The organism is Streptosporangium sp. NPDC049046 (assembly GCF_040649155.1).
In the GTDB taxonomy this organism is placed as follows: domain Bacteria; phylum Actinomycetota; class Actinomycetes; order Streptosporangiales; family Streptosporangiaceae; genus Streptosporangium.
The window spans coordinates 84,778-103,184 of the sequence record NZ_JBEZEZ010000020.1; the positions used below are offsets into that span (position 1 = coordinate 84,778).

At 70.2% G+C, this 18,407-nt stretch carries 12 protein-coding genes; 4 read left to right on the forward strand and 8 right to left on the reverse strand.

The features are described 5' to 3' along the window. Positions 1-7: 7 nt before the first annotated feature. The 4 genes from AB0B96_RS26890 to AB0B96_RS26905 all read right to left on the reverse strand — a co-directional run bounded on the left by AB0B96_RS26890 (position 8) and on the right by AB0B96_RS26905 (position 4,705). Complete coding sequence (locus AB0B96_RS26890) at positions 8-772, reverse strand: SDR family NAD(P)-dependent oxidoreductase (protein WP_362902927.1); 765 nt, start codon at positions 770-772, stop codon at positions 8-10. A 19-nt stretch (positions 773-791) separates the two neighbouring features. Continuing rightward, positions 792-1,937, reverse strand: a complete 1,146-nt coding sequence (locus AB0B96_RS26895) for an acyl-CoA dehydrogenase family protein (protein ID WP_362902929.1) — start codon at positions 1,935-1,937, stop codon at positions 792-794. Positions 1,938-1,960: 23 nt separating this feature from the next. Next, entirely contained in the window at positions 1,961-3,094 is a 1,134-nt protein-coding gene (locus AB0B96_RS26900; RefSeq protein WP_362902931.1) for an acetyl-CoA C-acyltransferase, read from the reverse strand. 63 nt (positions 3,095-3,157) lie between these two features. Further along, entirely contained in the window at positions 3,158-4,705 is a 1,548-nt protein-coding gene (locus tag AB0B96_RS26905; RefSeq protein WP_362902933.1) for an AMP-binding protein, read from the reverse strand. A gap of 352 nt (positions 4,706-5,057) precedes the next feature. Here AB0B96_RS26905 and AB0B96_RS26910 point away from each other — a divergent pair, with 352 nt between their 5' ends. From AB0B96_RS26910 to AB0B96_RS26920, 3 genes are read left to right on the forward strand one after another with little or no spacing between them, the layout of a single operon-like run. After that, the gene (locus tag AB0B96_RS26910; RefSeq protein ID WP_362902935.1) at positions 5,058-6,158 is read left to right on the forward strand and encodes an acyl-CoA dehydrogenase family protein; all 1,101 of its coding nucleotides are present in this window, start codon (positions 5,058-5,060) and stop codon (positions 6,156-6,158) included. Then, on the forward strand, positions 6,158-7,186 hold the full coding sequence (locus tag AB0B96_RS26915) for an acyl-CoA dehydrogenase family protein (protein WP_362902937.1): 1,029 nt from the start codon (positions 6,158-6,160) through the stop codon (positions 7,184-7,186). The genes AB0B96_RS26910 and AB0B96_RS26915 overlap by 1 nt, the downstream gene beginning before the upstream one ends. A 10-nt stretch (positions 7,187-7,196) precedes the next feature. Then, a complete protein-coding gene (locus tag AB0B96_RS26920) occupies positions 7,197-8,453 on the forward strand; it encodes an MFS transporter (RefSeq protein ID WP_362902939.1) in 1,257 nt (418 codons plus the stop codon). Between the two features lie 63 nt (positions 8,454-8,516). On the opposite strand, the gene AB0B96_RS26925 is transcribed toward AB0B96_RS26920, so the two are convergent. Then, positions 8,517-9,719 (reverse strand): CoA transferase, encoded by a 1,203-nt coding sequence (locus AB0B96_RS26925; RefSeq protein WP_350948808.1) that lies wholly within the window; start codon positions 9,717-9,719, stop codon positions 8,517-8,519. A 517-nt stretch (positions 9,720-10,236) separates the two neighbouring features. Here AB0B96_RS26925 and AB0B96_RS26930 point away from each other — a divergent pair. Next, the gene (locus AB0B96_RS26930; protein ID WP_362902941.1) at positions 10,237-11,481 is read left to right on the forward strand and encodes an ROK family transcriptional regulator; all 1,245 of its coding nucleotides are present in this window, start codon (positions 10,237-10,239) and stop codon (positions 11,479-11,481) included. 187 nt (positions 11,482-11,668) lie between these two features. Here the strand turns inward: AB0B96_RS26930 and AB0B96_RS26935 are convergent, their stop codons facing one another. From AB0B96_RS26935 to AB0B96_RS26945, 3 genes are all read right to left on the reverse strand, one after another. Continuing rightward, positions 11,669-13,834 carry a prolyl oligopeptidase family serine peptidase gene (locus AB0B96_RS26935; protein WP_362902943.1) on the reverse strand — a complete coding sequence of 722 codons (2,166 nt, stop codon included), beginning with the start codon at positions 13,832-13,834 and terminating at the stop codon, positions 11,669-11,671. After that, positions 13,834-15,621 carry an N-acetylglutaminylglutamine amidotransferase gene (locus tag AB0B96_RS26940; protein WP_362902945.1) on the reverse strand — a complete coding sequence of 596 codons (1,788 nt, stop codon included), beginning with the start codon at positions 15,619-15,621 and terminating at the stop codon, positions 13,834-13,836. The genes AB0B96_RS26935 and AB0B96_RS26940 overlap by 1 nt, the downstream gene beginning before the upstream one ends. A 79-nt stretch (positions 15,622-15,700) precedes the next feature. Continuing rightward, the gene (locus AB0B96_RS26945) at positions 15,701-18,238 is read right to left on the reverse strand and encodes a carboxylate--amine ligase/circularly permuted type 2 ATP-grasp protein (RefSeq protein ID WP_362902947.1); all 2,538 of its coding nucleotides are present in this window, start codon (positions 18,236-18,238) and stop codon (positions 15,701-15,703) included. Positions 18,239-18,407: the final 169 nt, after the last annotated feature.

Consider the following 18,407-nt stretch of genomic DNA (forward strand, 5'->3'; position numbering starts at 1 on the left):
CGGCACGTCAGCGGGGTGCCATCCGGATGGCACCGTCGAGGCGGATGGTCTCCCCGTTGAGGTAGCCGTTCTCCAAAATGGTGGCGGCGAGCTGCCCGAACTCGTCGGTGCGACCCAGCCGGGCCGGGTTCGGCACGGTGGCCTCCAGCGACTTCTTGACGTCGTCGCGCAACCGGGCCAGCAGCGGTGTGTCCATGATGCCCGGGGCGATGGTGCAGACCCGGATAGCGCGGCCGGCCAGGTCGCGGGCGGCGACGATGGTCATGCCGACGATGCCGGCCTTCGACGCGGTGTAGGGGATCTGGCCGATCTGACCTTCGAACGCCGCCACCGAGGCGGTCATCACGATCGCGCCGCGCTCACCGTCGACGACCTCCTGGCGGGCGATGCGCTCCGCGCCAAGGCGCAACGCGTTGAACGAGCCGATCAGGTTGAGCCTGATCGTCCATTCGAAGTCCTCCAGGCTGCCGGGGCGGCCCTCCCTGTCGATGACGCGCACCTTGCGGGACGCCCCGGCGCAGTGCACGAGCCCGCGCAGCCCGCCGCGCGCGTCAGCGACGTCGAGGGCGGCGGCGAACGACTCCGGGTCGGTCACGTCGCCCGGCGCGAAGTGCGCCCGCTCCCCCAGCTCCTTGGCGACGGCGGCCCCGTCGGAGGTGGGCAGGTCGATGACGGTGACCGTCCCGCCGGCGGCGATCAGCCGGCGGGCGGTGGCCAGGCCGAGGCCGGACGCCCCCCCGGTGACGGCCGTGTTGAGTCCATCGAGATTCAATGTCTTCCCCTTGTGACCGTCAGAGCCCGAACGACTTCGCGATGATCGTCTTGAGTACCTCGGTGGTGCCGCCGTAGATGCGGGTGACCCGGGCGTCGGCGTAGAGCCGGGCGATCGGGTACTCGCGCATGTAGCCGTATCCGCCGTGCAGTTGAAGGCAGCGGTCGACGACACGGGACTGCATCTCGGTGCAGAAGATCTTGATCTTGGCGGCGTCGACGGAGCCGAGCTCGCCCGCCTCGTGCTCCGCCAGGCCCTTCTCCAGCAGTGCCCGGCCCGCCTCGATCTCCACCGCGCATGACGCGAGCTCGAACTTCGTGTTCTGGAACGACGCCACCGGCACACCGAACGCCTTGCGGTTCGCCACGTACTCCAGCGCTGCCGCCAAAGCCGCCTCCGCCGCGCCCTGCGCGGCGACGGCGATACCGAGACGCTCCTGCGGCAGGTTGCCGGTCAGGTAGCCGAAGGCCCCGCCCTCCTCACCGAGCAGGTTCGCCGCCGGCACCCGGACGTCGTCGAAGAACAACTCGGCGGTGTCCTGCGTGCGCAGACCCACCTTGTCGAGGTTGCGGCCCCGGGTGAAGCCCGCCATCTCCTTCTCGACCACCAGCAGCGACAACCCGTCGCGACGTCCGCCGCCCTGGCCGGTGCGTGCCACCACCACGACCAGATCGGCGTGGATACCGCCGGTGATGAACGTCTTCACCCCGTTGAGCACCCAGTGCTCACCGTCGAGCCGCGCGGTGGTGGCGATACCGGCCAGGTCCGAACCCGTTCCCGGCTCGGTCATCGCGATCGCCGTCATCAGCTCGCCGGACGCCATGCCGGGCAGCCAGCGCCGCCTCTGCTCCTCGTTCGCGTACGACAGGAAGTACGGCAGCACGACGTTCATGTGCACGGCCAGGCCGCCCAGGTTCACGTACGCGCGCTGGGTCTCCTCCATCCAGACCGCCGAGAACAGGAAGCTGTCCTGCCCGCCCCCGCCGTACTCCTCCGGGATCTGGACACCGAGCACGCCCAGCTCACCCAGCCTGTGGAAGATGTCTCTGGGAACGATCTTCGCCTCATCCCAGTCGAGATAGTGCGGCACGACCTCCCGGTTGAGGAACTCACGCGCCGTCGCGCGAAACGCCTCGTGATCGGAGCCGTACAGGGTGCTCTTCATCGTCTCGTCTCTTCCAGCGCCGTCTACAGCAGTTCGAGGATCGTGGCATTCGCCAGGCCGCCGGCCTCGCACATCGTCTGCAGGCCGTAACGGATGCCGTTGTCACGCATGTGGTGCACCATCCGGGTCATCAGCACCCCGCCGGAGGCGCCCAGCGGGTGCCCGACCGCGATCGCCCCGCCCAGCGGGTTCAGCCGCTCGGTCCTCGCCCCGGTCTCGGCCTGCCAGGCCAGCGGCACCGGCGCGAACGCCTCGTTGACCTCGAAGACGCCGATGTCGTCAATGCTCAGGCCCGCCCGGCGCAGCGCCTTCGCGGTCGCCTCGATCGGCGCGGTCAGCATCATCACCGGGTCGTCGCCGGCCAGCGCCACCGTGTGGATCCGGGCGATCGGCCGCAGACCTCGCGCCGCCGCCAGCTCACCGGTGGTGATCAGCAACGCCGCCGCCGCGTCGGAGATCTGCGACGAGTTACCGGCGGTGATCACACCATCCTCGCGGAACACGGTGCGCAGCCCGGACAGCACCTCGGTGGTGCTGCCCCGGCGCACCCCCTCGTCGGCGGTGAGCAGCCCGTTCACCGAAACGAGCTGCGCGTCGAGGGCTCCCGCGTCGATCGCCGTCGCGGCCAGCCGGTGCGAACGCACCGAGTATTCGTCGAGCCGGGCGCGCGACAGCTTCCACTTCTGGGCCACCAGCTCCGCGCCGATGCCCTGGTTGAAACCGCCGACGCCGTAGCGTTCCAGCACCGACTCCGGGTACTGCTGCCCGTCTTGCACGTTGGAGCCCATCGGTACCCGGCTCATCGACTCGACGCCACCGGCGATCGCGATGTCGTAGTGCCCGGCGATCACCGACGCCGCCGCGAAGTGCACGGCCTGCTGTCCCGAGCCGCAGCGCCGGTCGACGGTGGTGCCCGGGATCGACTCGGGCCACCCGGCGCTGAGCACCGACACCCGCCCGATGTTGCCGGACTGCTCGCTCACCTGCGTCACGCAGCCCCACACCACGTCGTCGATCTCGGCGGGTTCAAGGCCGTTGCGCTCGGCGATCGCACGCAGCACGCACGCCGACAGATCACCCGGATGCAGGCCGACCAGAGCACCGTTGCGCTTACCGACCGGCGTACGGGCCGCGTCGACGATCACCGCGTCTCTCATGGTTCTTCCCTTACGATCGTGGCCTCGCGGCGGTCGACGGTGTGGTGCGACTCGTCACTCATCTCACTCATCGGCGAGGAACGTCTCTCGCACCTCGCTGCGCCGCAGCTTGCCGGCACCGTTGCGGGGCAGCTCCCCACGGAACTCGAAAGCCTTGGGCACCTTGTATCCGGCCAGCACGGCTCGGCAGTGCTCGGTGAGCTCCTCTGCGAGCGCGTCGCCGGCCCGCGTACCGGGCTCGGGCTGTACGACGGCGACGACCCGCTGCCCCCAGTCGGGGTCGGGCACGCCGATGACCGCGACGTCGGCGACGGCCGGGTGGGTGATCAACGCCACCTCGATCTCGGCGGGGTAGACGTTCACTCCGCCGGAGAGGATCAGGTCGACGCGCCGGTCGACGATGTACAGCCAGCCGTCGGCGTCCAGGTAACCCAGATCACCGGCGGAGAAGAACCCGTCACGCATCGCCGAGGCGGTCTTGTCCGGATCGTTGTGGTACTCGAACGGCACCGGCGGCATGAAGTACACGTTGCCGATCTCTCCGGTGGGCAACTCGACGCCGTCGGCGTCCAGGATCCGCAGCCGCATTCCCGGCAGGGGATGTCCCACGCTCCCCGGCTTGCTCAGCCACTCCTCGGAGTTCAGCGCGGCCGCCGATCCCTCGGTGGTGCCGTAGAACTCACAGACGACCGGCCCGAACCAGGCGATGGCGGCCCGCTTGACCTCCGGCGGGCACGACGCTCCGGAGAGCACCATGGCACGCATACTGGACACGTCGTAGCGAGCGCGGACCTCCTCGGGCAACCGCAGCAGCCGATGCACGACCGTCGGCACGGTGAACGTCACCGACACCCGATGCCGCTCGATGAGGGCGAGGATCTTCTCCGGACGAGGGCGCTCGGCGACCACGACGGTGTGCCCGAACTGCAGGGCCATGAACGAGAACGTGCCCGGTCCCGCGTGGTACAGCGGGCCGGCCGCCAGGTGTACCTCACGGCCGGGACGGATCCCGAGGCGCCCCATGAATCCGAGGGTGAACGCCGACACGGCGGGTGCCCTCCCCGGCAACCCCTTGCGGACGCCCTTGGGACGGCCGGTGGTGCCGGAGGTGTAGCCCATGTACTCACCGGCGATCGGATCTTCCAGCGGCGCCGTCGAATACCCGGCCAGCAGTGCCTCGTAGTCGACCCAGCCGGGAGTACCGCCGACGGAGATGCGCCGCCGCGGATCCAGGTCCACCTCGGCGAGGGCCGGCGCGACGACGTCGATCAGTGACGCGTCGAGGACGACGGCACCGGCGCCGCTGTCCCGCAGGATGTAGGCGATCTCCGCCGCGGTGAAATGGTGGCTGACCGGGGTGAAGTAAAGCCCGACCTGGAAGGTGGCCAGCCGCAACTCGTAGTACGCACGCCGGTTGGGCAGCATCGCCACAACACACTCTCCGGGCCGCAGGCCGCTCTCCCGCAGTGCCCGGGACAGCTGGTTGACCCGCCGCGCCAGCTCGCCGAAGGTCATCGACGTGCCGTCGGTGTCGATGACGGCGACACGATCCGGATCGGCGGCGGCGACGGCGGCGAAACCGACGGGGGCGGCTGCGGTGCTGCTCGACATGCCTGACACTTCCCTTCCGCCGAAGGCGCACAGACCTTGACGTCTCTCCAGCCGACCATCCTCGACAGCAGTTCACGGCACGAGCCACCGGAACGTCAAAGAGCAACCGTCGAACATTCGGATAGGCGCCGCCTATGGCGTCGAAGAACGCGGACGTATTCGGCGCTCTCATAGGTCGCTCCTATCCGATTGTTTGCGAGAACGTCTTTGTCACCCGGATAAACGGTGTGCTGTAGTCGGCGGCGACGCGCTTTGAGGATCCTCACGCGTTTTTCACGAAAAAACTGCCACCGATCAGGGAGGCACGGTGCTCGGCAATCTTGTCCCTCCGGCTCTGGAGGAGACGTCAGAGATGACGGCTCTCCGCCTTGAGGTTCGAAGTTTCCTCCGAGAGATCGCTCAGAAAGGCGTTTTCACCCCCGGGGTGGACACCTGGCTCACCGGCTGGGACGAGGACTTCAGCCGAACGCTGGCCGCCCACGGCTGGATCGGCATGACCATCCCTACCGAGTACGGCGGCCGGGGCCGCACCCATCTGGAACGGTTCGTCGTCACCGAGGAGCTGCTCGCCGCGGGCGCCCCGGTCGCGGCGCACTGGATCGCCGACCGGCAGATCGCGCCGTCACTGCTCGCGTTCGGTACCGAGGAGCAAAAACAGCGCTACCTTCCGAAGATCGCCGCCGGCGAGGCGTACTTCGGTATCGGGATGAGCGAACCCGACTCGGGCTCGGACCTGGCCAGCGTACGAACCAGGGCGGTCAGGGTCGACGGCGGCTGGCAGATCACCGGCAACAAGGTGTGGACATCGAACGCGCACCGCTCACACGCCTTCTTCGTACTGGCCCGCTCCGCCCCGCAGGACCCGAAGAACCGTCACCAGGGGTTGAGCCAGTTCATCGTCGACCTGCGTTCGCCGGGTGTCGACATCCGGCCGATCGTGTCGATGGGCGGTTCACACCACTTCAACGAGGTCTTCCTCCAAGACGTGCTGGTCACCGACGAGTCGGTGCTCGGCACCATCGGTGAGGGCTGGAAGCAGGTCAACCACGAACTCGGCTTCGAACGCAGCGGCCCGGAGCGACTGCTCTCGACCTACCAGCTGTTCACCGAGGTCATCGACGGGATGCGCGACGGCTCACTACGCCGCGACGCGAACCTGGGACGGCTCTTCGCCCGGCTCACCGGGTTGCACCGCATGTCGCTGGCGGTGGCGGGCGCCCTGCAACGGGACGAGCCCGCGGACACGGCGGCGGCGCTGGTGAAACTACTCGGCACGACGACCGAGGGCGACCTGGCGGAGTTCGCCGACCTGATCTCGGACGACACACTGGGCGCCGAACGCTACGAGCGACTACTGCGCGAGAGCCTGATCCAACGGCCCGGTTTCACACTGCGCGGCGGCACGAACGAGGTACTGCGCGGCGTGATCGCCCGCGGATTGGGGATGCGCTGATGTCCGGCCACGACAACGCCGAACTACTCGACATGATGCGGCAGGTCTTCAAGGATCACACGCGGACCGCCGGTCCACGGACCACCGAGCGCACCTTCAACGCCGAGCTGTGGAACACCCTGGAATCGCTGGGCCTGACCCGGCTGACCGGCCGCGAGTCCGACTCCGGCAGCGGCGCGGGCTGGCCGGAGGCGGCGGCACTGCTCGCCACCGCCGCCGAACACGCCGCGACGGTGCCGCTGGCCGAACACGATCTGCTGGCCGGCTGGCTGCTGGAGACGGCCGGGCTCCCCGTCGACAACGCTCTGCGCTCGGCGTGCGTGCTGAACGCCGACGGGACGGCCACCGCCGTGCCCTGGGCTCGCCACGTGCGGTCGCTGGTGGTGCTCTGGTCCGACGGCGGCACCTGGTACGCCGCGGACGTGGCACTTGCCGAGGTCTCCCTGCGTCCCGGGCGCAACCTCGCCGGGGAACCCCGCGACCATGTCACGGTGGCCACGGACCGGCTCGCCGGGGTTCCGATCGCCGACGAGGTCGTCGCCGAGTTCCGGCTGCGAGGAGCACTGGCACGTACGGTGCAGATGTGCGGCGCGATGGAGAAGATCCTCGAACTGTGCGTCGAGCACACCACGCAACGGGTGCAGTTCGGACGCCCGCTGGCGAAACTGCAGGCGGTGCAGCAGCTCGTCAGCGATCTCGCCGCGGAGACGTCGCTGGCACGGGCGGCGACCGACGCCGCCGTGCGGGTCGCGACGAAGTCGCTGCTGACCGACGAGGCCCTGTTCGCGGTGGCGGTGGCGCGCTCCTGCGTCGGACACGCGGCGTCGGTGGTGGTGCGCAACTCCCACCAGGTGCACGGGGCGATCGGCACGACCGCGGAACACGATCTCCACCTGTTCACCACCCGGCTTCTGGCATGGCGCTCCGAGTTCGGGGCGGTACGTCACTGGGATGACTGGCTGACCGATGCCGCCCTCACCGGCGGCACCGGCGGTACGTGGGCGCTGCTGACCGCTGTCGCGGAGTAGGCGGAACACGGTGTCCACGGCGAAACTACACGGCACGGCACGCCCCCGGGGCTCCTACCGGCTGATGTTCGACGCGCGCTACGGAGTGTACTTCTGGACCAACACGTGCGCCGCGACCGGACTGTGGATCTTCAGTATCGTCACCGCGATCCTGGCGTACGAACTGACCGACTCCGCCTCCGTCGTCGCCCTGGTGGTCGTGGCACAGAACGTCCCGCAGATCTTCTCACTGCTGAGCGGCAAACTCGCCGACCGCCGGCATCTCGGCCGGCTCATCGCGCTGGGCCGGCTGGTGTCGGCGGTCGGGCCGCTGACGATGGCGATCTGGCTGTGGGCGTTCGATCCGGTCGGCAGCGTCGAGGGCACCGTCTTGATGTGCGTCTCGGCGGCGCTGATGGGCTTCGGTCTGGTGCTCGTCGGCCCGGCCAGTCAGACGATGATCCCGCTGCTGATCCGCCCCGGCGAGATGCCGGCGGCGATGGCGTTGAGTAGCGTGCCGATGACGTTGTCCCGGGCGATCGGGCCGGCGGCGGGCGCGTTCCTGGCCCTGCATCTGGGACCGGTGGCGGCACTGCTGGTGGCCGCGGCGGGATACCTCATCCACGCTGTCGCGGTCCTGACACTGCGGGTGCGGCGGGCCACCACACCCGTCGGTACCGATACCGACGACCTGTCGGTGACCGCGTCGCTGCGCTATGTCCGCGACCATGCGCCGTTGCCGGCGTTGCTGCTGGCGGTGGCGGCGATCGGGGTCGCCGCGGAACCGTCGGTGACCCTGTCCCCGACGATCGCCGCCGACCTCGGTGGCGGCTCCGCGCTGGCGGGCTGGCTGACGTCCGGCTTCGGCATCGGTGCCTGCGTGGGTTTCCTGCTGTTCGGGGTGATCCGCCGCTGGGTCAGCATGCAACGTCTCACCGGTGCCAGCATGCTGCTGATGGCGGTGGGGCTGCTCGCGCTCGCGGTCGCCTGGATCCCGCCGGTGGCGCTGGGGGCGTTCGGACTCAGCGGTATCGGCATGACCCTCGCCTTCATCTGCGTCACGACGCTGATCCAGGAGAAGGCGTCGGACTCGGTCCGGGGCCGGGTGATGGCGCTGTGGTTCCTCGCCTTCCTCGGTGTACGCCCGATAGCCACCACCGCCACCGGGGTACTCGCCGACACGGCGGGACTGCCGACGTCACTGATCGTGGCCGCCGTCGTCATCGCAGGCGCCGCTTACCTGTGCCGACCGGCGGTGCTCGGCCCGGACTCCTCCCCGGCCGCCTGATCCGGCCCTCGTACACCGGCGCAGCGCAGGCGGCTCCGGCGTGCCGCCGTGATCACGCGGACGTTACCGCGGCTCGCCCGGGTTGAGCACGCCCGCCTCGATCAGTTCGGCGATGCGCTCCTCGCTGTAGCCGCTGCCGCGCAACAGATCAGGACCGTCGCCCCCCAAGGGGCGCAGTTCCAGCGTCGGATCGGCCGGGGTGTCACTGAACCGGACCGGCGGGCGCGGCGAACGCACCTCACCACCGACCGGATGTGTCCACTGACGCAGCAGACCGACCTGCTCGACGTGTTCGTTGCGCACCACCTGAGAGGTCTCCAACACCGGCCCACAGGGCACCCCCGCGTCGTTCATGCGCTTGATGAAGTCCTCCTTGGGAAACTTCAGCGCCTCCTCGCGGACGATCGTTTCGAGCGCGTCGAGATTCTCACGCTTGATCATTTCGCTCTGCGTGGCGAACCGCGGGTCGGTGCGCAGGTCGGACCGGTTGACGGCGTCGAGCAGACCGAGCCGCTGCTTCAGGGCGATGGCCATGTAGACGACGAAGCCGTCGGCGACCTCGGTGAGCCGCAGCGTCTTGACCCCCATCCGGCCGGCCTCGAAGTCGCCGACGAACGTTTGGTCCGCCATGCCCTCGGGCCACAGGAAGTAGACGGCCGAGTCGAGCATCGGAATCTCCAGCCGCTGCCCCAGACCGGTGCGCTCGCGCGCGTAGAGGGCCGCGCTGATGGCGTTGGCGGCGAACAGCGAAGTGATCTTGTCGACGATCATGTTGTGGATGACGTCCGGCGGCCCGCCGGCGGCCGGCCGCTGCAGGGCGATCATGCCGGCCAGCCCCTGGATCACCGGATCGAACGCGGGCATGTCCCGGTACGGGCCGCTCTCCCCGAAGCCGGTGATCTCGGCGACGACGACCCGCGGGTTGCGAGCGTGGATCGCCTCGTAGTCCAGGCCCATCGCCGTCAGCACACCCGGCCGGAAGTTCGCGACCACCGCGTCCGAATCGGCGATCAGCGTGAGTGCGGCCTCGCGCCCCTCGGGCGAACGAAGATCCAGGGCGATGGACTTCTTACCCCGGTTCGTGTTGATGAAGAAGGCCTCCACACCGTTACGGCTCGGCTGCCCGATCCGGCGGTCGAAGCTGCCGTTGACATCCTCGATCTTGATGACTTCCGCGCCGAGGTCGCCCAGTATGAGAGCTCCGAACGGCGCCGACGCGACCCGGCCGAGGTCGATGACCCTGACGCCTTCCAAAGGACCTGACATATGTGACTGTTCCCTTCCCTCCGTACCGACGCCGCCCGGTGGACCGGTCTTCCTTTCCAGCTTGGTGGTATGTCACCGCATGGTCAGGAATCGGTGAAGTCCGAAGGCCCGCGCCCGACGAACGCGCGAGCGCCTTTCTTCGCGTTCCGGCCGGCCCACACGATCGACGAGTGCCTGCACCGCGTCGCCGGTCGTCACGTCCGGACACTAATGTGGCTGTCCGCACCGCACTCCTCACAGTTCCGACAGTCGGAACACCTCCGTACGCCCTGGCGTTCTTCATCAGCCCACACCCTTTACGATGTAGATTCATAATCCGTGATCGCGAGATCCGGCACCTTCCGAACGGCGAGCCCGAGGCGCCGGCCAGGAGTGACGGAAAACGCTTCCGCAGCCATCGGCCGGGGTTCCCCCGGTGTGACAGGATCTATCGCAGTGCCTCAGGTCGGCGTGGCAATCCTGTCCCGCCGTCGTGGCGCACCACGTTGGCAAGCCCTCAGTCGTCAGGATTCCCACGATGCTGAAAGCCGGTCGCTCCCAGGAGGAGATTCGCCGGCACAACCTTGGCGTTCTGCTCCGGCACGTCCACCTGGGCGGCCCGCTCTCCCGCACGGCACTGGCCGACCGGATGGGCCTGAACCGCAGCACGATCATGGGGCTGACCGGGGACCTCGCCTCGGCGGGCCTGGTCCGCGAGGAACTCCCCAAGGACACCGGCAAGGCGGGCCGGCCGTCGCTGGTGGTCCGCCCGGAGTCCGGCCGGTTCCACGTGATGGCCTTCGACGTGCGCGTGGACCGGCTGGTCGCCGCCAGGGTCGGGCTGGGCGGAACGATCCTGGACCGCAGGGAGGCGGTCCGGCCCCGCGCCGGGGCCGACCTCGACGACGTGGTCGGCACCCTCGCCGCCTTCGCCCGCGAGATAGACCGCGAGGCACCCTCGGACTCGGTGTGCGTCGGGGTCGGCGCCGCCTACTGCGGCATGATCAGGCCCGGTGACGGGATGGTGCGTTTCGGGCCGAACATGGGCTGGGTGGACCAGGCCTTCGGCACCGAACTCGGTCTCAGGCTCGGACTCGGGCTCCCGGTGGCGGTCGGCAACGAGGCTCACCTGGGCGCGCTGGCCGAGCTCGAACGCGGGGTGGGCGTCGGCTTCCAGAACCTGGTCTACCTGCACGGGGACGTCGGCGTGGGCGGCGGGATCATCGTCGGCGGCAAGCTGCTCGACGGTGACGGCGGGTACGGCTGCGAGCTCGGGCACATGATGGTGAACCCGTACAACGGGCGGCCCTGCGGGTGCGGCTCGCGCGGCTGCCTTGAGGCGGAGGTCGGCGAGCAGGCCCTGATCGACGCCGCCGGCCGCTCCTCCGAGCTCACCGGCCGCGAGGGCGTACGGGCGGTGGTGGAGGCCGCCGACCGAGGGGACCCCGCGGCCACGGAGGCGCTGCTCCGGATCGGCGACTGGCTCGGCATCGGGGTGGCGAACCTGATCAACCTCTTCAACCCCGGCCTGGTGATCTTCGGCGGGATGTTGCGCGAGGTCTACCCGGGCGCGGCGGCCCAGGTGCACAGGCGGGTGGAGGCGAACGTGCTGGTGATCTCCCGGGAGAGGGTGCGGCTGCGCGTCTCGGCTCTCGGGGACGACGCCACCCTGGTCGGCGCGGCCGAACTCGCCTTCTCCGAGCTCCTCGCCAACCCCCTGGAGGTGCTCGCCACAAGGACCGGCCGGACCGAGACGGAGGCGGCGCCCCCCACGCCGCGGTGACCGGCCTCACGCCCAGCTAAGACCGGCGTCGGGCCCCTCCCCACATGGGCGCGATCATCCCCCTCGTGGTCTCACGCCCAGGTGAGACCGGTGTCGGGCCTCACGCCGGGTCGGGGGCCGCCAGGTGCCAACGGCCTCCCTCGCCACGGTGACCGGCCTCGCTCCGGGGTGCCGGAGTGAGGCGGCCTCACTCCGAATCGGGGACCGCGAGGTGCCATCTGAGCCATTCGACGACGTTCTTGACGAAGGTCACCCGGTTCGGGATCTGCCGGATCTCGTGCCCCTCGTCCTCGAACAGCAGCAGCTCGCAGGGCACCTGACGGGCCCGCGCCGCCTGGAGCACCTGCTCGGCCTCGTACAGGGGGACGTTGGTGTCCTGGGCACCGTGCACGACCAGCAGCGGAGCGGCGAGCCGGTCGAAGGAGTGCAGGGGTGACAGGGCCCGCAGCAGCTCGCGGTCGGTGACGGGGTGGCCGTACTCGCTGACCGCCGCCGCGGCGATCCACGGCTCGGTCCGCTCGTAGAAGGTCTCGAAGTCGGCCATGCCGCAGACGTCGACTCCGGCGCGGAAGAGGCGCGGGTGGGTGACGAGGGCGGCCAGCGTGAGATAGCCCCCGTAGGAGCGGCCCATGCAGGCGATCCTGGCCGGGTCGGCGATGCCCGCCCGCGCCAGTTCCAGGGCGCAGTCGGCGACGTCGTTGATCGCGTCGAAGCGGAGGGCGTGGTTGTCGGCGTTGCGGAAGGCCCGGCCGAAACCCGACGAGCCGCGGATGTTCGCCGCGAACACCCCGATCCCGGCGGCCAGCAGATTCTGGAACAGCGGGTTGAAGGTGGGTCTTTCCTGGCTCTCGGGGCCGCCGTGCAGGTAGACGACGAAGGGCGCGGGGCCGGGGACGCCGGGGACACGGTAGAGCCAGCCGGTCAGCTCCATGCCGTCGCCCGCCTGGAAGCGCATCAGCTCCGCGCCGGCCGCCTCGGGGATCCGGTCCGATCCCGCGATCCGCCGGTAGCCGCCCACCTCCAGGTCGCAGAGCAGCACGTGGGAGGGGTGGCCGGGCCCTTCGGCGGCCAGGACGGCGAGGCTGCCGTCCAGGGACACCCTGATCGAGGACACCACCTCGGCGGGCAGGGGCGGGAGCGGACGCGTCCGGCCGGTGTCCAGCTCGATCACCTCCAGCCCCGAGCGGCCGGAGTCGTTCCACACCAGCACCGCGCGGCGGCCGTCGGAGCTCAGCGCGAACTGGTCCAGCTCGGCGTCCGAGCGCTCGGCCAGCACGACGCCCACCCCGTCCTCGCCCACCGCGACCAGCGCGGCCCGGTCGCGGCCGACGTCGGACAGCAGGTAGGCGGTGCTCCCGTCGGGAGAGAGGATGCCGTAGTCGGTGGTGCCGGTCAGCCCGGCCAGCAACGGCAGCTCCCCGTGGCCCGGCAGGTCACCGGCGGCCTCGTCGGGAAGGCTCGCGGGCAGGCCGGGCGGGACATCTTCGAGATGGCCCGCGGGAAGATCGACGCGAATCCCGGCCGGAGGGTCGGCGGGCAGGCCGGGCGAGAGATCGGAGAGATCTTCGGTGGACAGGTCGAGGTGAATCCCGGCGGGAAGGTCGGCGGAGAGGTCACCGGACGGGTCCGCGGCGAGATCCCCGGGATGGGACAGGCCGGGCACGAGGGCGCCGGGCCCCGCGGGATCGCCGGCGAGGGCGGGAGGGTGGCCCGTGGGGTCGCCGGCGAGAGCCGGAAGATCGGCCACGTACATCCGGCGCACGCCGCGCGGGCCGCGCCGCAGCAGCATCCGCCGGTGGTCACGGCTCACCGCGGCCGGGTGCATGAGCGCCCCCGCCGCGATCACCTCCCGGCTTCCCGAGCCCGCGTCGATCAGCACCGCGTCCGTACGGCCGGAGGAGGAGACCTCCGCGACGAGGAGGACCTCCCCCTGGCCCGTCCAGCGCACGAACGACGCCGACCCGCCCTCGGGCGCGGCCAGCGGGCGCAGGTCGCCGCCGTCGGCCCTCACCGTCCAGACCTGCGTGTGCTCCCCGCCGCCGGGCACGACGAGGACGGCGAGCCGCCGGGCGTCGGGGGACCAGCTCACGTCGGCGACGGGCTCGGCCCCCGTGTCGATCGGCCAGGCGCCTCGGTCTTCCTGGTGGAGATCCAGGAGATCCTCGAGCTCTCCCGGAGGCCACGCCTCCAGGTCTCTTCCGAGGGGCTGGATCCAGACCCTCGGCGAGCCGTCCCTGTCGCCGATGAAGGCGACGGCGCTCAGGTCGGGCGCCAGGGCGGGCGCCCGGCAGCTCCAGGCGGTCAGGCCCGTGCCCATCGAGGGGCGGGAACGGGCGCCGAGAATTTCGGTCATCAAACTCCTTGTGCCTGCAACCACAGCTCCAGGAGTCCGAGTTGCCACAACGCGTTCGCACCCAGGGTAGTGCGGTGTTCGTCCGGAGCCGCCAGCAACTTGTCGACATATGGCTGGTCGAACAGGCCGCGGGCCCTCGCCGCGGGGCCGGTCAGCGCCTCCCTGACGAGTTCCAGATACGGGCCGTGGATGTGCCTGATGGCCGGGACCGGAAAGTACCCCTTGGGCCGGTCGATGATCTCGGCGGGCAGCAGCTTGCGCGCGGCGCCCTTCAGGATGCCCTTGCCGCCGGAGGCGAGCTTGAGCTCGGGCGGGCAGGCCGCCGCCAGCTCGACGAGTTCGTGGTCGAGGAACGGGGTCCTGGCCTCAAGCCCGAAGGCCATGGTCATGTTGTCCACGCGCTTGACCGGGTCGTCGACGAGCATGACGTTCGTGTCCAGGCGCAGCGCCGCGTCGAGCGCGGTGTCCGCGCCTGGCCTGGCGAGGTGGCGGCGGACGAAGTCGCCGCTGACGTCCTCGTCCAGCAGGTAGTCGGGGGACAGGATCCCGGCCAGCTCCGCGTGCGAGCGGTCGAAGAACTCCCTCTCGTAGACGGCGGCGGCGTCCTCGCGCGACACGCCGGCGAGCGGCGGATACCAGCTGTAGCCGGCGAACACCTCGTCGGCGCCCTGGCCTGACTGGACGACCTTGACGTGCTTGGAGACCTCCTCCGACAGCAGGTGGAAGGCGACGCAGTCGTGGCTCACCATCGGCTCGCTCATGGCGAGCACCGCGTGCTCCAGGGCGGGCAGCATGCGGGTGTCGTCGATGAGGATGCGCTGGTGATCGGTGCCGAACTCCCTGGCGACCAGGTCGGAGTAGACGAACTCGTCCCCCCGCTCCCCTCCCGCCGACGGGAACCCGATGCTGAAGGTCGCGAGGCCCGCCTGACCCTCCTCGGCCAGCAGCGCGACGATCAGGCTGGAGTCCAGGCCTCCCGACAGCAGCACGCCCACGGGCACGTCCGCGACCATGCGCCTGCGTACGGCCGTCCGCAGCTGGTCGAGCACGGCCTCGCACCACTCGTCCGGGGTGAGCCCGACGTACTCGGGCAGGGCCGAGCGGGTGTGGAGCGGCTGCCAGTAGAGGTGGTCGGTGACGGTGCCGTCGGGTTCGACGGTGCGCACCGTGGCCGGGGGGAGCTTGCGCACTCCGGCGAGGATGGTGCGCTCGGCGGGCACCACCGAGTGGAACGTCATGTAGTGGTGCAGGGCGACCCGGTCGATGCCGGTGTCCACCCCGCCCCCGGCGAGCAGCGCGGGCAGCGACGAGGCGAAACGCAGCCGCCTCGCGTCCTGGGTGACGTACAGCGGTTTTATCCCCAGCCGGTCTCTGCCGAGGGTGAGCCTGCCGGTGTCGCGCTCGGCGACCGCGAAGGCGAACATGCCCCTGAAGCGGTCGACGCAGCCACTCCCCCAGCGGTGGAAGGACTTCACCAGCACCTCGGTGTCGGAGGTGGAGAAGAAGCGGTAGCCCAGACCCTCCAGCTCGCGCCGTAACTCACGGTAGTTGTACAGGCATCCGTTGAAGACTCCCGTCAGGCCGAGGTCGCTGTCCACCATCGGCTGGGCACCCCGGTCCGACAGATCGATGATCCTCAGGCGCCGGTGGCCGAGGGCGACCGGCCCCAGCGACCACAGGCCGGCCCCGTCGGGGCCCCTGTCGTGCATCACATCGTTCATCCGGGCCACTGCGGCGACGTCCGCCGGGCGGCCGTCGAACCGGAGCTCACCGCTCAAACCACACATCGAAACCCCCCGGTGACCGGCTCACGCCGGAACTCACCGCTCAGATCGCACATCTCACGCCTCGGGCTCACGCCTGAGCTCATCGCTCAAGCCCCACCTCGACGTCCCCACTCGGCAGCCAGGTGTCCTTGGAACCACCCCCCTGGGAGGAGTTGACGATCATGCTGCCGGCCGGGGCGACGCGGGTCAGCGCGGTCGGCGGCACCTTCGCGGTCTCGCCGAAGCAGACGAAGGCCCGAAGGTCGACAACGCGCGGGCTCAACCGGTCTCCGTCGAAGGTCGGGTGCGTCGACAACCGGACCGTCTCCTGGGCGACCCACCCCTCGGGGGCGGCGAGGATCGTCTTCCTGACCTGTTCGAGCTCGTCGGCGGAGGCGTCGGGGCCGACGACCACGCCCTGCCCGCCGAACCCGTCCACCGGCTTGACGACCAGCTCGGCCAGCCGGTCGAGCACCTGCTCGCGGTCCGCGGCGTCACGGCACAGGTAGGTGGGGACGTTGTCGATGAGGGGTCGCTCGCCGAGGTAGTACTCGATGATGCGCGGCACGTACCGGTACAGGCACTTGTCGTCGGCCACGCCGTTGCCCGGCGCGTTGGCCAGGACGAGCGCGGAACGCTCGACGGCGTCCATGATCTCCAGCCCGAGGCGCCCGCCGAGCAGCGCGCTCTCCTCGATCCTGCGGTAGAGCACCTCGATCCTGCGCCCGTCGATCTCCAGATGACCGTTCTTGAAGGACAGGTCGGCCGGTACGGCGAGGACCACTCCCAGTTCCTCGGCGAGCATCCTGTGCTCGTAGTAGGCGGAGTCCTCGGGTCCCGCCGAGACGACGGCGAGGGCCGACGGGTCACCGGAGCCCGCCGCGAGCAGTGCCTCCCGCAGGATCCGCAGGCCCGCGCCCGGGTCGGCGACCTCCTCGCCGGGGGCGAGTTCCGGCATCAGCTCGTTGATCAGCCGCCTGTTGGTCACGGCGTATCCGAGCCCGGAGGGCACCCGGAGGTTGTCCTCGAGCACCGCCCAGCGGCCGACGTTGTCGCGGACCAGGTCCAGTCCGGCCACGGCGCAGCGTACGGTGCCCTGCGGCACCCTGCGGCCCGGCCTGCGGTAGCCGGGGGACTCGTCGACCACCCACGCGGGGATCGTGCCGTCCCTGATGATCTCGCGTCCCTCGTAGACGTCGTGCAGGAACGCCTCCAGCGCGCGCACCCGCTGCGGCAGCGCCCGCTGGATCCCCGTCCACTCGCCGGGCGGGACGAGCCGGGGAACCATGTCGAACGGGTAGATCCGGCTCTCGCCGCCTCCCTCGACCTGGAAGGTCATGCCGTTGTCGCGCTGGTAGGCGTCGCGCCTGCCCTCCCTCTCGCGCAGTCCCTCGACGCCCAGGCGGTCGAGGACCCGCAGCACCGGCTGGTAGGACTCGCGCACCGTGCCCTCGATGATCGCCTCGTCGCCCGGGGCCTCGTAGCCGTCGAGGAGACTGGTGTGCATCCTCGGCGTCGGCCCGCCGAAGGCGGTCTCCCACTCCTCCGATCGCGTCTCGGCGATGACGAGGTCGACCACGTCGGACAACTGGCCGCCGCGGGCGTACGCCTGCCGCTGGCGGGCCGCCGAACTCCCCCTGGCGAGTGACTCCGTGGCCAGGGAGGTGACGAGCTCCCAGTCGCCGTACTGCTCCAGCTGCGGGCGCAGGCTGTTCACCATCCGCCGGATCACCTCGGCGGCCGGTCGCGGGGTGCCTTCGACCGGGTCGACGAGGTCACCCTCCAGCCCGGAGCGCGAGGCCCGCCACGACGCGGCGCGGACCATCTCCAGGCGGACCGTGCGCTCGGGGCCGTTCTGCGCCGCGTCCAGCTCCCTGGCCACCAGGGCCCTGAACAGTCCGGCGATCAGCACGATGTCACCCACGCGGGGGCAGGCGTCGCAGACCCGCAGTTCGATGGTGGGCAGGTGCGCCGAGGGCCGGATGTCGAAGTAGATCATGCCGGGGTCGGTGATCACTCCGGAGGCGACGAGGTCTCGCACCACCTGGTCGTACTCGGCGGCCGACTCGAACCTGGGGACGGGGCCGGCGGTGGGCCAGCGCTGCCACAGCAGCGGGCGGTAGCTGGCATACCCGGTGTCGGACCCCAGCCAGTACGGCGAGCTGGAGCTGAGGGCGAGCAACGGGGGCAGCCACGGGGCGAGGCGATGGGCGACGGCCACGGCCAGGTCACGGTCCTCGACGTCGGCGTGGAACTGCGTCCCGCAGATCAGCTGCTCGCGGGTGAGCAGCTGGTAGTCGGCGAGCATCTGCTCGTAGCGGGGGTCAGGGGAGATCTTCAGCGCCTCCAGATCCACCATCGGTACGCTGCCCGCCGCCACGATTCCCAGGCCGAGTCCGTCCGCCGCCTGGATCACCGTGCGGCGTAGCGCGGTCAGGTCGTGCCCGAGGTCCTCCAGGTGCATGAAGGGTCTGCTGTTGGCCTCGACCACGGAACGCTGCAGCTCATGGGTGAAGCGTTCGGCCGGCAGCTGTTCCAGCAGGACACCGGCCCGTGGGACCAGGTGCCGGGTGTCGACATCGACGACGTGGAACTCCTCTTCGACGCCGACCGCGATCGGCCCCGCCAGACCCGCCATTGCCTCATCACCCCTGAACTACGCCGGTTAATGCGTTTTTTGTTCTTTGCCCGAAAAAGGGAGTTTCGCACTTCACCGCACACTTTGGGCGAAAGTGAAACTGTGCGCCCGCTCCCCCGCGATCGGGACACACCCGCTTCCCCTCCGGCGGGAAGACTCACCTGTTTCC